Genomic DNA, 15,401 nt, shown 5'->3' with positions numbered 1-15,401 from the left:
CTTCCAGGGCCCCCACCTCCTGGACGAGAGGAAACAACGATGTCCTCCTCCCTCGCCCTGCCCGCTCGCGGCGGCAGCAGACTGGCCGCGCTGGTCGTCGGCCTCTGCTGGCTGGTCGTCCTCTTCGACGGCCTCGACATGTTCATCTACGGCTCCGTGCTGCCGCACATGCTGGAGACGAAGGCGCTCGGCATCGACCCCGGAAAGGCCGGCGACGTCGGCTCCTACGCCACCTTCGGCATGCTGATCGGCGCCCTGTGCTCCGGCACCGTCAGCGACTGGGTCGGCCGCAAGAAGACGATCATCGCCTCGACCGCCGTGTTCTCGCTGGCCTCCGCGGTCTGCGCCTCCGCCGGGAGCCTGGGAGTCTTCAGCCTCGGCCGCTTCCTGGCCGGCCTCGGCCTCGGCGGCCTGCTGCCGAGCGCGATCACCATGGTCACCGAGTACGCCCCCCGCGGCCGCCGCGCGCTGATCGTGGGCTCGCTGATGACCGCTCACCAGGCCGGCGGCATCGTCGCCGGATTCGTCGCGCTCGGGACGGGCGACTGGCGGGTCTCCTTCTGGATCTGCGTGATACCGCTGTTCATCGGGGTTCCGCTGGCGGCCGCGTACCTGCCCGAGTCGATGGCCTTCCTCCAGGCGAAGGGCCGCACCGAGGAGGCCCGCGCGCTCGCCGACCGCTACGGCGTCGACCTGGCCGCCCGCGCCGAGGAGCGCCAGGCCGTCGCCGACCGCTTCGGCGCCGTCACCGCCCTCTTCCGCGGCGGCCGGTGGATCCAGACCCTGCTCTTCTGGATCGCCTCCTTCGGCGGTCTCCTCCTCGTCTACGGCGTCTCGCAGTGGCTGCCCTCGCTGATGAAGGCCAACGGCTACAACCTCGGCTCCTCCATCGGCTTCGTCATCGTCATCAACCTCGGCGGCATCGTCGGCATGCTGATCGGCGGCCGCCTCACCGACAGGTTCGGCGGCTCGGTCATCTCAGCGATCTGGTTCGGCGCCACCGCCATCGGCATCTACTCCCTCAGCGTCAAGATGCCGCTGCCCCTCACGTACACCGTCGTCTTCCTGACCGGCCTGTTCCTCTTCAGCGCCCAGGCGATGATCTACGCGACGGTGGCCCACCGCTCCGAGGACGACAACCGCGCCACGGCCGTCGGCTGGACCTCGGGCATGGGACGCTTCGGCGCCGTCGTCGGCCCCTGGCTGGGCGGCCAGCTCCTCGCCACCGGCTCGACGACCGCCGGCTTCACCGCTTTCGCCCTCGCGGGTGTCTTCTCCCTGGTGTTCGTCAGCCTCACCGGTCTGAGCCGGGTCCGGGCGACGCCCCCGAGCTCCGTCCCCCAGCAGGAATTGACCGCCGCCGGCTGACCGGAGCGGCACGGAACCGGCGTCCGGGCGGGGCCTGAGGAAGGGCCCGCCCGGACGCCCTCGCCTCCGGGCCGGCGGGAGCGGATCGGCCCCGGGGCCGCCGGAGGAGAAGACCGAACGATGCCCCTCCGGTCACCCGTGGACACGTATTCCCGTTGCCCCGTTCGTCCCGGGATGCTGGAGTGACCCCATGGATCACGCGGCGGTACTGGCGCTGTTCGACCGGGACATGCGGGAAGGCGCGCGGCCCGACGCGCCGGGCGCCCGGGTCGAGCGCGTCGGCAAGGTGGTGCGCCAGTTCGGCGCGGACAAGGGCTGGAACGGGGTGGTCTGGTCCGATCTCGACGCGGCGAGCGCCGACACGGCCATCGCCGAACAGGTGCGCTTCTTCTCGGGCCTCGGGGGCGGCTTCGAGTGGAAGGTGTACGGGCACGACCGGCCGCTGGACCTGGGGCGGCGGCTGCGGGCAGCGGGCTTCACCGCCCAGCCCGAGGAGACGCTGATGATCGCCGAGCTGAGCGATCTGGCCCTCGACGTGCGACCACCGGAGGGCGTACGGCTCTTGCCGGTCACCGACCGTGCGGGTGTGGGCCTCGTCGCCGACGTCCACGAGCAGGCCTTCGGCGGCGACAGCACCCAGCTGCGCCACCAACTGCTCGCCCAGCTCACCGGCGACGCGAACACGGTCGTCGCCGTCGTGGCACTCGTCGGCGACGTCCCGGTCAGCGCGGCCCGCATGGAACTCCCGCCGGGGGCCCGGTTCGCCGGACTGTGGGGCGGCGGCACCGTCGAGGCCTGGCGGGGCCGGGGCATCTACCGCGCCCTCGTCTCCCACCGCGCCCGTGTCGCCGCCGAGCGCGGCTACCGCTACGTCCAGGTCGACGCCTCCAGCCAGAGCCGTCCGATCCTCACCCGCCTGGGCTTCCAGCCGCTCACCACGACCACCCCGTACGTGTACGAGGGCTGACGCCGGCCCCGTACCGGCCCCTCAGAGGTCCAGCCGGTACTCCAGCTCCCGGTGGGTCGGCCGATAGCCCAGTGCCTCGTTGATGCCGATCATGTACGTGTTGCTGTCGGCCGTGTCCGTGAGCAGGCCGGAGAGTTCCGGGTACCGCAGCCGGGCTCCCCGGATCGATTCCGCCTTCATCCACAGCCCGAGGCCGTGGCCGCGGTGCTCGGGCAGGACGCCCGTACCGTAGTGCTGGGCGTCGCCGCGCCCGTCGCCCGGCACGACGAGTTCCGAGAAGCCGACGACGGAGCCGTCCGAGCGGTCCACCACGGCCACCGTGCGCAGCGCCTCGCCCCGTGCGAGAACGGCCTCGGCGACGGCCACGACCCGCTCGACGTCCCAGGCGTCGAAGCCGTGGTCGCTGCCCTCCATCGGCATGTCGTCCATGGCCCGCCGGGAGTCGGCGAAGGTGTGCGCCAGCTCGGTCGGCACGACGCCTTCCCAGCTCGTCAACGCGTAGCCGGGGTGCGGGCGTTCGGCGATCTCCGTCACCGCCGCGAGGTCGAGATCCGGCAGCGCGAGGCGGGCGAACGTCAGGGCCAGCACCGGGCGGAACCCCTGGGCCGCGAGAAACGGTTCGCCGGGTGAGCCGGCCGTGACCCGGGCGACCAGCGACCGCCGTCCGTCCTCCCGCGCGGCGGTCAGGGCGGCGGCCAGCAGGGCGCCGCCCACTCCGGCGCGGCGCTCCGCGGGGTGCACGGCGATCTCCAGCTCGGCGCGATGGTCCTGACCCTTCCGGCCGGACAGCCCGAGGAACGCCGTACCCACCGGGACCCCTTCGGCGTCCGAGGCCAGCCAGGCCGGACGGCGGCTCGACGGGGAGGAGTCCGGATCGGTCAACGGTGTGATGCGTGGCGGCAAGGTGTCTCCGGGGTGGGGGCGCGGGGGAGCGCGGGCAGGCGAAGCCCGCAGAAGGTAGCCGCGCGCGCACCCGCCGCGCAACGCAATTCCCCGCGAGCCGCCCCGCGGGTCGTCAGAGCCCCGCGAGGCGCCCAGAAGATTGCCGGCATCCCGCGCGGCCCGCCCCGCGGCACTCCGGGCCGGACGCTCAGCGGCGTGCCCTCGATCGGTCCAGTGCCGCGACGCCGAACGCGGCCAGGCCAATCTGGATGAGCCACTCGATCCAGTCGACGCCCTTGGTGTCGGCGACGTCGAACGCGGCGGCGATCCCCGACCCGATGAACGCGGCCACGATGCCGACCACGATCGTCCACAGGACGCCGATGCGCTGGCGTCCGGGCACGACGAGCCGGCCCAGTACACCGATGACGATGCCGATGACGACGGCACTGATGACGCCCGAGATCTCCATCTCAGCCCCTCCTGGTCGGTCCCCCGCAGTTATGTATCTGCCCGCTTCGGGCGCGGCCAGTCCGCCGCCGCGCAGGCACCCGCGGTGAACCCGCCGGAGGGCCGTCGGTGAACCCGCCGGAGGGCCCGCGGGGAACCCTTCCGAGGGCCCGTGGCGAACCCCGTCCGCCCCCTGGGCAACTCACGTTTGGACATGTACCGTTCAATAATCTGTTGAACGGGAGACAGTCAACTTCCGTTCTACGCGCGCAGACTTGGCGCCCGCACCGCCTCTCCCCCCTCGTCACCGGAGGTTCGTCGGATGCTCGGATTCAGGAAGTCCCGCCACAGACTCACCACCGCCCTGGGCCTGTTCGGACTGCTCGTCACAGGCGCCGCGCTCCAGGCGGCCACCGCTGTTCCCGCCCACGCGGCCACCCCCCACCGCGTCCTGTTCGACAACGGCCACGCCGAGACCGCGGGCAACGCCGACTGGATCATCTCCACCAGCCAGCCCGACCCGCTCGGCCAGAACTCCAGTCCGTCCTCGGAGACCTCCTGGACGGGCGCCCTGTCCTCCTGGGGCGTGGCCCTGCAGAAGACCGGCAACTACAGCCTGAAGACGCTGCCCTCGGGTTCCAGCCTCACCTACGGCGGCACGGCCGCGACCGACCTGTCGAACTTCGACGAGCTGGTGCTGCCTGAGCCCAACACGCTGTTCACCACGGCCGAGAAGACCGCCATCATGACGTTCGTCAAGAACGGCGGCGGCCTCTTCATGATCTCCGACCACACCGGTGCCGACCGCAACAGCGACGGCTACGACGCGGTCGAGATCTTCAACGACCTGATGAGCAACAACAGCGTCGACAGCACCGACCCGTTCGGCTTCTCGATCGACACGCTGGACGTCGGCTCCGACTACCCGAGCGCCATCAGCGACAGCACGAACGCGGTCCTGCACGGGTCGTTCGGCACCGTCACCAAGAGCCTGATCGCGGACGGGACCACGGCCACGCTCAAGCCGGCGGACAACTCGGCCGTCAAGGGCCTGGTCTACCGCACCGGTTACTCCGGGAACACCGGCGCGTTCTTCGCGACCAGTACCTTCGGCAGCGGCAAGGTCGCCTTCTGGGGCGACAGTTCACCCATCGACGACGGCACCGGCCAGTCCGGCAACACGCTGTACGACGGCTGGAACGACACCGGCGCCACCAACGCGGCCCTCGCCCTGAACGCCACCGACTGGCTCGCCGGCACGAGCAGCGGCGGTGGCGGAGGTGGTGGCGGCACCTGCACGGCCGCCCAGGTGCTCGCCAACCCGGGCTTCGAGTCCGGCAGCACCTCCTGGACCGCCACCAGCGGTGTCATCACCAACAGCTCCAGTGAGGCGGCCCGCACCGGCTCGTACAAGGCGTGGCTCAACGGCTACGGCTCGGCCAACACCGACACGCTGTCCCAGTCGGTGACGATCCCCTCGGGCTGCTCCGCCACCCTGAGCTTCTATCTGCACGTGGACACGGCCGAGACGACCACGACCACGGCGTACGACACCCTCAAGGCCCAGGTCCTCAACAGCGGCGGCACCGTGGTGTCGACCCTGGCCACGTACTCGAACCTGAACGCCGCGTCCGGGTACACGCAGCGCAGTTTCAGCCTGGGCTCCACCTACGCCGGGCAGACGGTCACGATCAAGTTCACCGGTGTCGAGGGCTCCACGCTCCAGACGTCGTTCGTCCTCGACGACACCGCGCTCAATGTGAGCTGAGCACCCCGCGGGACGAGGGGCGGGCCCGCGCTACCGGGTCCGCCCCGCACGTCGTTCTACCGGGACCGGACCGTCCTCTCCGTCGTGTTCCACCCGGAGACCCGCACCCCGGGAACGGAGCCGTGCAGATCGGCCGTTCGGAACGTCGCCGTCAGGGTCACCGACTCGCCCGGCCACAGACTCACCTCGTTGTCCGACCACCGCACCGGCAGCACCGGCCGGCCCCCGGCGTCCACGAGATGCGCGTCCGTGAGCAGGGACGGTGTCGTCCCGGTCCCGTCGTTGCGCAGGGTGACCCTCGTCGTGGAGGTTCCGCCGGGACCGGGGGAGGTCGTCGCGGAGGCCGACACCGGCACCTTCGCCATGGAGCCGAGCCCCCTCAGGTCCGCGTAGCCCGTCGTCGGGGTGTGGTACCAGTCCGTGTTCGCCCAGTCGAGGGTGTCCGGCCGGGTCGACAGCCAGTACACGTTCCGGCTGATCTCCCTGCCACCGGCGTCGCGCAGGACCAGCCGCGCCAGATGGGTCGTCGTGAGACCGTTCACCGAGGCGGGGACGGTCAGGGCGGTGACACGCGCCCCGTCGCCCCGCGCGGTGAGCCCGGTCGCCGTGCGGTCGTACCGCTGGGTTCCGTCCGGGTCGAAGAGCGTGACGCGCGCCGAAAGACCGGAAGCGGGCGTGTGCCGGTTGTTCACGACGACGACGGAACGGTCGTCGTACGAGTACTGCACGTGCAGGGGCTCGTTGGCCTTCTTCGCGCCGAAGTAGGCCCCGCCCTGGTCGAGATACCGGTCCATCAACTGCCAGTGCAGCGAGGTCCATCCGCTGTTGAGCATCCAGTGCACGACCCCGGTCGAAGGCTTCGTTGCGTCGGTAGCGTTGCGTCCGTAGGCCTCGAACTGCGCCCGCACGGCCTCGTACTGGGCGAGCTGCGCCTTGCGCACGTAGTCGGTGAGTCCGGTCGGCGGGCCGTAGCGGCCGGCGAGGGCGGCGTCGTAGATCTTGAGTGTGCCGAACACCGGGGACGGCGAGCGGTGGTACTGCCGGACGTCCGGGTTCCTCCAGAGGGTGTCCAGTTCGGCGGGTGACATCATGCGGCGCAGGGTGTCGAGGGTGGGGATGTCGGGGCCCGCCCCGGTCTCGGAGTTGAAGCCGGTGGCGCCGCCCTCGCGCTTGGCGTACCAGTAGCCCGGCGGGACCCAGTCGTAGGGCCCGGTCATCCTCATGCCCGAACGGCCGGACACGGGCGAGGAGTTGTCGGAGGCGGCGGCGATCACCGGGGTCGGCCAGTCGGCTTCCTCCAGCGCGTCCAGGTAGGTCTTCTCGATCCTGGCGTCCGGCGCGAAGTCGCTGCCGATGAGGAAGGAGACGACGCTCGGGTGGTCGCGCAGCCGGGCGGCCTCGGCGGCCATCGACGCCCGGGCGACGGGGTAGTCGGCGTCGGTCCACCGCTCGCCGGTCTCACCGCCGTTGACCTGCCCCTCCCACTTGTCGCAGCACTCCCAGCCGGGCAGGGTGAGGATGCCGTAGCGGTCGGCGAGGTCGAAGAACTCGTCGGGCTCGATGTGCCCTTCCAGGCGTACGGTGTTGAGGCCCAGGTCGAGCACGTACCTCAGCCGGTCCTCGACGTAGCCGCGGTCCCAGCGCAGGAACTCGTCCGGGGACCAGCCGCCGCCCTTGATGAGCAGCCTGCGGCCGTTGACGCTGTACTGCCGGGCGCCGTCGGAGTTCAGGGGCGCCTTCACCTCGCGGACGCCGAAGGTCTCGTGGGCGGTGTCGGAGGCGGCGCCCGCGACGGAGGCGGTCAGATCGAGCCCGTACAGCGGCTGGCCGCCCATGCCCGCGGGCCACCACACCTTCGGTGACCTCAGACGCAGTCCGGGGACCTCGGACGGTGAGAACGTGACGGCCCTGGTCTGGTGCGGCGCGAGCGGGACCGTCTTGGAGAAGGACACGGAGCCGACGCGGCCGGACACCGTGGCGGTCACGGCCGAGCCGGTCTCATTGCGGGCCCGCGCCCTGACCGTGAGATCGGCGGTGCGGAGCGAGGGGACGTCGAGGCGGGTCAGCACGTGCGCGTCGCGCAGGGCGACCGGGCCGCCCCGGCGGACGAGGACGTCACGGACGATCCCCATGTTCTGGTCGGGCGGCGGCTGGAGCCAGTCGATCCAGCCCATCGTCAGGTTCTTGTCCGGGTCGTTGGGCCTGATACGGAAGGCGACCGTGTTGGTACCGGCGCGTACCAGCGAGGTGATGTCCAATTCGTGGTGCGTGTAGGCGCCGGCGACCTGGCCGGCGTCGGCCACCCGGTGACCGTCGACGTAGACGTCCGCCGCCGAGATCACCCCGCTGAAGTCCAGATAGGTGCGCTCGGACGTGTCGGTGACGGTGAAGTCCGAGCGGTACCACCAGGGAACGGTGAAGTCGGACCTCGGGATGTTCTTCAGGTTCGTCGAGTAGAACGGGTCCGCGTACTTTCCGTTCGCGAGCAGCGCAGCGAGGACCGTGGAACGCGGGCCCGCCGGGTACCAGCCGCTCGCCCGGTAGCCGGGACTGGAGACGGCCGACGCCGGGTCCGGGACCTTGGCGGTGGACTGGATCGCGTATCCCGACAGCGCCGTGGCACTGCCCGGAGCGGAGGCCACCGCCGTGGCGGGGAGACGGGGTGGGGTGGCCGCTCCGGGGTCGGGCCCGTCGGCCCAGGCGCTCGCGGAGAGAGTGCACAGCAGGCCCAGGGCGACGGCGGCCGTCGCGAGGCGCGGCCGGGAGGCAGGGCGGTGGAACACGGTGATCTCCTTGGGGGGGTGGGGGAGCATCCGCGCTTCGGCACTGCAAGTTAGGAAACTTTACTAACTAGGGTCCACAAGCTAGGCCGGTGAGCAATCCATGTCAATCACCGCCCTCCCGGTTCAGGAGCCCGACCTGCGCTCGAACACCACATCGCGTGCCGTACCCAGAGCCGTGGCCACCGCGCCGAGCAGGACCGCGTCCTCGCCCAGACGGCCGGGTGCGATCCTCGGGCGCAGCGGTGTGAGCGCCCGCAGCGTCTCGCGGACGGGCGGCAGCAGCAGGTCGACGCTGTGGCCGACCCCGCCGCCCAGGACGACCAGGTCGGGATCGAGCACCGCCGTCGCGGCGGCCACCGTGTGCGCGATCCGCTCGCCCTCCAGCCGGACCGCCTCGACCGCCGGGCCGTGGCCCTCCCGCGCCGCGTCGAAGACGGCCTTGGCGGTGAGCTGTCCGGTCATGCCGAAGTGCCGCGCGGCCTCCACGACCGCCTCGCCGGAGACCGCGTCCTCCAGGGTCTCGGGCTTGTGCCGGCCCGGCCAGGGCAGGAAGCCGATCTCGCCCGCCCCGCCGTGCGCCCCCGTGAACAGCCGTCCCTCGCTGACGACACCCATGCCGAGGCCGGTGCCGATCATGATGTACGCGAACAGCCGGCTGCCCGCGCCGACCCCGTACGTGTACTCGCCGAGGGCCGCGAGGTTGGCGTCGTTGTGCACCTCCAGAGGGATGCCCAGCTCCTCGCGCATCCGGTCGAACAGGCCCGCCCGGCCCCATCCGGGCAGATGCATGGCATACCGCACCCTGCGCTGCTTCTCGTCGTACACGCCCGGGGTGCCCACCACCGCGTGCGCCACCTCGTGCGCGCCGACACCGGAGTTGGCGACGACCTGATGGGCCGTGGACACCACGAGGTCGGCCATGGCTCCGGAGGTGCGGGCCCGGTTGCGTACGTCGGCGCGGGCGACCACCGCGCCGTCGAGATCGGCGACCGCCACGCGCAGCCAGCTACGGCCGATGTCGATGCCGAGCGCGTACCCGGCGGCGGGATCGGGGGCGTACAGGACGGCGACGCGGCCGCGCTCGGGCGCCAGCGTGCCGGCCTCGCGGACGAGTCCCGCCTCCTCCAGCGCCGCGAGCGCGCTGGACACCGTCGGCTTGGACAGCCCCGTCTCTCGGGCGAGCTGGGCGCGCGACGCGGCACCGCCGGAGCGCAGCCGGTCGAGGAGCAGCCGCTCGTTCGTACTGCGCAGCCGACGGCGGTTCCAGGGCTGTTCGGGGTGCTCTGCGGCGTCGCTGGCGGGCATCGCACCATTCTCACTCATGGGTCACGCCCTCTTGACGCGCTTAGTAAGGCTCCTTAACTTTATCGCCCAGTCAGCCCCGCCGGGCGAGCCGAGGGGAGTCCGGCGCCTGCCGGTCACCGCCGCCCCCGATCCCGTCGGCCGCCTCCACGCCGACCGTCCCCGTACGTCTCCCCGTACTTCCCTGCTCCGCCCGTACCTCCCTCGTGCCTCTCCCCGCGTCCCGTCCTGAGGAGGATCCGTGTCCGGTACCCCGCCACCCGCCGGCGGTTTCGTGCGCCGCATCGGCCTGTTCCAGGCCACCGCCATCAACATGAGCCAGATGTGCGGCATCGGGCCGTTCGTGACGATCCCGCTGATGGTCGCCGCGTTCGGCGGTCCGCAGGCCGTCATCGGATTCGTCGCGGGCGCCCTGCTGGCGCTCGCCGACGGACTCGTGTGGGCCGAACTCGGCGCCGCCATGCCCGGTTCCGGCGGCAGTTACGTCTACCTGCGCCAGGCCTTCCAGTACCGCACCGGACGCCTGATGCCCTTCCTCTTCGTGTGGACGGCGATGCTCTTCATCCCGCTGATCATGTCCACCGGCGTGGTCGGCTTCGTCCAGTACCTCGGCTATCTGGCGCCCGACATGAGCCGGACCACCGGCGACCTCGTCGGACTCGGCATGGTCGCCCTCGTCGTCGTCCTGCTGTGGCGCGGGATCGAGCACATCGCGCGGATCACCGCCGTCATGTGGGGCGTGATGATCACCTCGGTCCTCCTCGTGATCGTCGCCGCCGCCACCGACTTCAGCGCCGGACGCGCCTTCACCTACCCGGCGCACGCGTTCGCGCTGTCCACCAGCCACTTCTGGGTCGGCTTCGCCGCGGGTCTGACCATCGGCATCTACGACTACCTCGGGTACAACACCACCGCGTACATGGGCGCCGAGATCAAGGACCCCGGCCGCACCCTGCCCCGCTCGATCATCTACTCGATCCTCGGCATCATGGCGATCTACCTGCTGCTCCAGATCGGCACGCTCGGTGTCATCGACTGGCAGCGGATGTCGGACCCCGGCGACATCGCCTCCACCTCGGTGGCCTCGGCGGTCATGGAGGAGACCTGGGGCAAGGGCGCCGCCGACACGGTCACGGTCCTCATCCTGATCACGGCCTTCGCCTCGGTCTTCACCGGGCTGCTCGGCGGCTCGCGCGTGCCCTACGACGCGGCCCGCGAGCGCGTGTTCTTCCGCCCCTACGCCAAACTGCACCCCAGGCACCGCTTCCCCATGCTGGGTCTGGCCACCATGGGTGTCATCACGGCGATCGGGTTCCTGATCGGCCGCCACACCGACCTCGCCACCCTCATCCAGCTCCTGACCACGGTCATGGTGATCGTCCAGGCGCTGGCCCAGATCGTCGCCCTGTCGGTGCTGCGCGGGCGGCAGCCGGGACTGCGCCGCCCGTACCGGATGTGGCTCTACCCGGTGCCGAGTCTCCTCGCCCTCGTCGGGTGGCTCACGATCTACGGCTACGCGGACAAGAACTCCCCGGGCCGCCACCCCATCGAGTGGTCGCTGGCCTGGGTCGCCCTCGGCCTGGTCGCCTTCGTCGTCTGGGCCCGGCTGGAGAAGGTGTGGCCGTTCGGCCCGAAGGAGGTCACCGAGGAATACCTGACGGCGCCGGCGGCGGAGACGGAGCCCGCGGGGACCTGAGACCCGGCCTGACGGCGTGGCGCCCGGGGTGTGCGAACGCCGGGCGCCCGGCGACGCGCGGTGCCTCGGCGCCCGCCGCCCTCGGGAGCCGCCACCTTCGGGACCTGCCGGGTCGGGATCGGCCGGGTCGGGCTCGGCCACCATCGGGAGCCGCCGGGTCGGGCGGCTCATTCGAGGCGCGGGCCGGTGCCTTCGAGATGGCTCCAGGTCCACAGGACGACGTCCCGGCCCTTCGCCGTACGGATCATGGGCGCGTCGGCGGTGAGGACGAAACCCGTGGCCCTGGCGACCGCCTCGCTCGCGGTGTTGCCGCCTTCGATGCACAGCACGACGCGCCGGCCGCCGACGCGGCGGTGGGCGAAGTCCACGACGAGCCGGACCGCGCGGGTCGCGAGCCCCCGGCCCCGGTAGGCGGCCCCCACACCGTAGGCCAGCTCGACGTCACGGTCGTCGGTCGTGCCCGGGAACAGCAGGATCTCGCCCCGGGGCCGCTCGCCGTCCGTGGTGATGGCGAGCTGCACCCCCCGCCTCTCGGCCGTCTTCTGCTCGGCCGCCGCGAGGTAGGCGAGCGCCGCCTCGGTGTCGAACGGCGAGACGACCGGCGTCCACCGGTCGATCTCGGGATCGTCGTAGAGCGCGACGAGATCCGCCGCGTCGTCGTCGGACCACTCGCGCAGATGCAGCCCCAGCCCGCCGATGCGCAGGGGGCGGGGAAAGTCGAACGTCGGTCGGCTGTCCATCGGACGATCGTGACGTGCCGGGCCCGTGGAGGCCAAGGACGCCAGGGCACGCACATGGATGCGGACATCACCGTGGGTGTCCGTTCGCGGGTTCTCCGGATGCGCGGGGGCGGAGCCAGGATAGAAAGGGGACATCGTCCGATCTTCGGGAGGCCGTGATGCTCGTCCCCTTCGGAGCACTTGATTTCCTGGACCGCGCCGTCACCGTGTACGGCGACCGCCTCGGCGTCGTCGACGAACCCGACCAGCCGGCCGAGCCCTGGGAGGGGCTGACCTACCGGCGCGTCGGAGAACTGGCCCGTGCCCAGGCCGCCGGGCTCGACGCGCTGGGCGTCCCGCACGGTGCGCGCGTGGCCGTCGTGTCGCCCAACGGCGCCCGGCTGCTCACGTCCTTCTTCGGCGTCAGCGGCCACGGCCGGGTCCTCGTACCGGTCAACTTCCGTCTGACGGCCGACGAGGTGAGCTACATCGTCGAGCACTCCGGCGCGAGCGTCCTGCTCGTCGACCCGGAACTGGCCGACCGCTTCGCCGGGGTCGGCTGCAAGCACCGCTTCACGCTCGGCGCCGCCGCGGACGCCGAGCTGTACCGCTTCGGCACCGAACCCCGCCCCTGGGAGGCGGACGAGAACGCCACCGCGACGATCAACTACACCAGCGGCACGACGGCCCGGCCCAAGGGTGTGCAGATCACCCACCGCAACATCTGGGTCAATGCCACGACCTTCGCGCTGCACGCCGGCATCACCGACCGCGACGTGTACCTGCACACCCTGCCCATGTTCCACGCGAACGGCTGGGGGATGCCCTTCGCGATGGCGGGCCTCGGCGTCCGGCAGATCGCGCTGCGCAAGGTCGACGGCGCGGAGATCCTGCGCCGGGTCGCCGAACACGGCGTGACGGTGATGTGCGCGGCCCCGGCCGTCGTCAACGCCGTGCTGGCCGCCGCCGAGTCCTGGGAGGGCGAGATCCCCGGCCGCGACCGGGTCCGTATCATCGTCGCCGGCGCGCCGCCGCCCACGAAGACCGTAGCGCGGGTCGAGTCCCTGCTGGGCTGGGAGTTCATCCAGATCTACGGCCTCACCGAGACCTCACCCCTGCTCACCGTCAACCGCACCCGCTCCGAATGGGACGGACTCGACCCGCAGGCCCGCGCCGAGAAGCTGGTGCGCGCCGGTGCCCCCGCGCTGGGCGTGACCCTGCGCACCGCGGCCGACGGCGAGATCCTCGCGCGCTCCAACGTCGTGCTGGAGGGCTACTGGGAGCAGCCCGCGGAGACCGAACGGGCGCTCGCCGACGGCTGGTTCCACACCGGCGACGGCGGATCCATCGGCGAGGACGGCTATCTGACGATCAGTGACCGCAAGAAGGACGTGATCATCACGGGCGGCGAGAACGTGTCCTCGATCGAGGTGGAGGACGCGCTCTTCAGCCATCCGTCGGTCGCCGAGGTCGCGGTCATCGGCGTGCCGCACGAGAAGTGGGGCGAGACCGTCAAGGCCCTGGTGGTCCTCGCTCCGGACACGGAGGCCACCGAGGGCGAGCTGATCCAGTACTGCAAGGAGCGCCTCGCCGGGTACAAGGCGCCGACCTCGGTCGAGTTCCGGGACGTCCTGGCCCGGACGGCCACCGGCAAGCTCCAGAAGTACAAGCTGCGCGAGCCGTACTGGGAAGGACACGAGCGGCACGTCAACTGAACCTGGCCGCAGGCGACTTCCCTCGGTGGTGGACCTTCAGGGGGCGGCGAGGAGGCGGGCGACGGCGCGGCGCGCGCGGGCCGGTGCCTGTGGGTCGCGGTGCAGCTTGATCGACTGGCCGGCCGCGAGGATCACGCCGCCCAGCTCGAAGGCGAGCTGGTCCACGTCGGTGTCCGCGGGGAGCAGGCCGGTACCGACCGCCGTGGCCAGTTCCGCCTCGACGTACGCCGTCCATGTGCCCAGCGCGACCAGGACCGCGTCGCGGACCGGGCCGGGGCGGCCGTCGAACTCGCCGGCCACCGAGGTGAGGAGGCAACCGCCGTGCCCCTCGCCCTCGGCCATGTAGGCGATCCACTCGTCGTAGGCGCGGGTCAGCCGTTCTGTGCCGGGCCGGGCCCCGACGGCACGCGCCGGCACCCGCCGGGTGAACCGCTCGACGGCCGCGTCCAGCACGGCGAGCTGGAGCGCCTCCTTGCTGCCGAAGTGGCCGATCACGCCGGCCTTGCTCATCGCCAGATCGGTGGCGAGCCGCCCGATGGTGAGACCTTCGAGGCCCTCGGTGGAGGCCAGCGCCAGGGCGCTCCCGATGATCCGGTCGCGGGTGGCGGCGGTTTCGGCGACGGACTTGCGCGGGCTCATGCGGCCAGCTTAACCTGACGACCGTTCGCTATTAGCTTACGAACGTTCGTTATCTATATCGCTGTGCGGTACCGCCGCTCTCCGTGGCCGTGCGGCTCCGCGCCGACGCCGGAGGGCGTCCGAGCGTGCCCGCCGGCATCAGGCAGCGTCCAAGGACGCCCGGAAGGACTCACCGTGAAGATCCACCACCTGAACTGCGGTTCCCTGCGCACGATCGACACCGAGGAGGCGAGCCTGCCGGCCGTGTGTCACTGCCTCCTCGTCGAGACCGACCGCGACGGGCTCGTCCTCGTCGACAGTGGCATCGGCACGGCCGATGTGGCCCGGCCCGAGGAAAGCCTCGGCGCCGACTTCCTCGGCCGGGCCCAGCCCGCCCTCGACCTCGCCGAGACCGCGCTCCACCAGGTCCGCGCCCTCGGATTCCGGCCCGAGGACGTACGGCACATCGTGCTCAGCCATCTCGACGTCGACCACGCCGGCGGCCTTCCCGACTTCCCCTGGGCCAAGGTTCATCTGAGCGAGGCCGAGCATCGCGCGGCCATGGCGGCACCCGGCGCCCACCCCGAGGACCGCGTCCGCTACCGCCCGTCCCAGTGGTCCCACCGACCGCACTGGGTCACCTACGCGCGGCCCGCGGGAGACCCCTGGTTCGGCTTCGACGCGGTCCGGCCGCTGGAGGGCCTGGACGCGGAGATCCTGCTCGTCCCGCTCGGCGGGCACACCCAGGGCCACAGCGCCATAGCCGTCGAGGACTCCGGGCGCTGGCTCCTGCAATGCGGTGACGCCTACTACTTCCATCGCGAGATCGACCCCGACCGTCCCGTGGGCCACCCGGGTCTCGACCTCCTCCAGACGATCGCCGAGGTGGACCGGCCCCTGCGCCTCGCCAACCACGCGCGACTGCGCGAACTGGTCCGTCTGCACGGCGACGAGGTCGACGTCTTCAGCGCCCACGACCCCTGGGAACTGGCCCGGTACACCGGCGGAGCGTGAGCGTCCCGCGCGCCGCGGCCGGAACGCCTCCCAGGCCGTGATCGAGCGGCTCCCGACTCTTTCGCGGAAGATCATGTTCGGGGCAATCCGTTCGGGCCCCTGCTTCGGAATACCTCCAA

The 15,401-nt window shown here is 71.6% G+C and carries 12 protein-coding genes; 6 read left to right on the top strand and 6 right to left on the bottom strand.

The features are described from left to right. Positions 1-39: 39 nt before the first annotated feature. Together ACIQ7M_RS04170 and ACIQ7M_RS04165 are read left to right on the top strand one after the other, a co-directional pair. Positions 40-1,368 carry an MFS transporter gene (locus ACIQ7M_RS04170; RefSeq protein ID WP_403639444.1) on the top strand — a complete coding sequence of 443 codons (1,329 nt, stop codon included), beginning with the start codon at positions 40-42 and terminating at the stop codon, positions 1,366-1,368. Between the two features lie 190 nt (positions 1,369-1,558). Beyond that, positions 1,559-2,335, top strand: coding sequence for a GNAT family N-acetyltransferase (locus tag ACIQ7M_RS04165; protein WP_403639442.1), 777 nt, complete (start codon positions 1,559-1,561; stop codon positions 2,333-2,335). A 21-nt stretch (positions 2,336-2,356) separates the two neighbouring features. Here ACIQ7M_RS04165 and ACIQ7M_RS04160 read toward each other — a convergent pair whose 3' ends face one another. Both ACIQ7M_RS04160 and ACIQ7M_RS04155 read right to left on the bottom strand, forming a co-directional pair. Then, entirely contained in the window at positions 2,357-3,238 is an 882-nt protein-coding gene (locus ACIQ7M_RS04160) for a GNAT family N-acetyltransferase (RefSeq protein WP_403639440.1), read from the bottom strand. Between the two features lie 187 nt (positions 3,239-3,425). Then, entirely contained in the window at positions 3,426-3,689 is a 264-nt protein-coding gene (locus ACIQ7M_RS04155; RefSeq protein WP_355771073.1) for a GlsB/YeaQ/YmgE family stress response membrane protein, read from the bottom strand. A 300-nt stretch (positions 3,690-3,989) separates the two neighbouring features. On the opposite strand from ACIQ7M_RS04155, the gene ACIQ7M_RS04150 reads away from it, so the two are divergent. Further along, complete coding sequence (locus ACIQ7M_RS04150; protein WP_403639438.1) at positions 3,990-5,435, top strand: hydrolase; 1,446 nt, start codon at positions 3,990-3,992, stop codon at positions 5,433-5,435. A gap of 56 nt (positions 5,436-5,491) precedes the next feature. On the opposite strand, the gene ACIQ7M_RS04145 is transcribed toward ACIQ7M_RS04150, so the two are convergent. Both ACIQ7M_RS04145 and ACIQ7M_RS04140 read right to left on the bottom strand, forming a co-directional pair. Next, positions 5,492-8,218, bottom strand: coding sequence for a glycosyl hydrolase 2 galactose-binding domain-containing protein (locus ACIQ7M_RS04145; protein ID WP_403639436.1), 2,727 nt, complete (start codon positions 8,216-8,218; stop codon positions 5,492-5,494). Positions 8,219-8,341: 123 nt separating this feature from the next. After that, on the bottom strand, positions 8,342-9,523 hold the full coding sequence (locus ACIQ7M_RS04140; protein ID WP_403639434.1) for an ROK family protein: 1,182 nt from the start codon (positions 9,521-9,523) through the stop codon (positions 8,342-8,344). Between the two features lie 238 nt (positions 9,524-9,761). Here ACIQ7M_RS04140 and ACIQ7M_RS04135 point away from each other — a divergent pair, with 238 nt between their 5' ends. After that, positions 9,762-11,216, top strand: coding sequence for an APC family permease (locus ACIQ7M_RS04135; RefSeq protein WP_403639432.1), 1,455 nt, complete (start codon positions 9,762-9,764; stop codon positions 11,214-11,216). A 167-nt stretch (positions 11,217-11,383) separates the two neighbouring features. Here the strand turns inward: ACIQ7M_RS04135 and ACIQ7M_RS04130 are convergent, their stop codons facing one another. After that, on the bottom strand, positions 11,384-11,956 hold the full coding sequence (locus ACIQ7M_RS04130) for a GNAT family N-acetyltransferase (protein ID WP_403639430.1): 573 nt from the start codon (positions 11,954-11,956) through the stop codon (positions 11,384-11,386). Positions 11,957-12,114: 158 nt separating this feature from the next. On the opposite strand from ACIQ7M_RS04130, the gene ACIQ7M_RS04125 reads away from it, so the two are divergent. After that, positions 12,115-13,650 carry an AMP-binding protein gene (locus tag ACIQ7M_RS04125; protein ID WP_403639428.1) on the top strand — a complete coding sequence of 512 codons (1,536 nt, stop codon included), beginning with the start codon at positions 12,115-12,117 and terminating at the stop codon, positions 13,648-13,650. A gap of 36 nt (positions 13,651-13,686) precedes the next feature. On the opposite strand, the gene ACIQ7M_RS04120 is transcribed toward ACIQ7M_RS04125, so the two are convergent. Next, on the bottom strand, positions 13,687-14,289 hold the full coding sequence (locus ACIQ7M_RS04120) for a TetR/AcrR family transcriptional regulator (protein WP_355775485.1): 603 nt from the start codon (positions 14,287-14,289) through the stop codon (positions 13,687-13,689). A gap of 174 nt (positions 14,290-14,463) precedes the next feature. Between ACIQ7M_RS04120 and ACIQ7M_RS04115 the strand changes: the two genes are divergently transcribed. Beyond that, positions 14,464-15,282 (top strand): MBL fold metallo-hydrolase, encoded by an 819-nt coding sequence (locus ACIQ7M_RS04115; protein WP_403639426.1) that lies wholly within the window; start codon positions 14,464-14,466, stop codon positions 15,280-15,282. Positions 15,283-15,401 lie beyond the last annotated feature (119 nt).

Origin of the sequence: Streptomyces sp. NPDC096324 (genome assembly GCF_044763015.1) — a bacterium.
Taxonomy (GTDB): domain Bacteria; phylum Actinomycetota; class Actinomycetes; order Streptomycetales; family Streptomycetaceae; genus Streptomyces.
The sequence above is the reverse complement of the archived record's forward strand: the minus strand, read 5'-3'. Positions and strand labels throughout refer to the sequence as shown.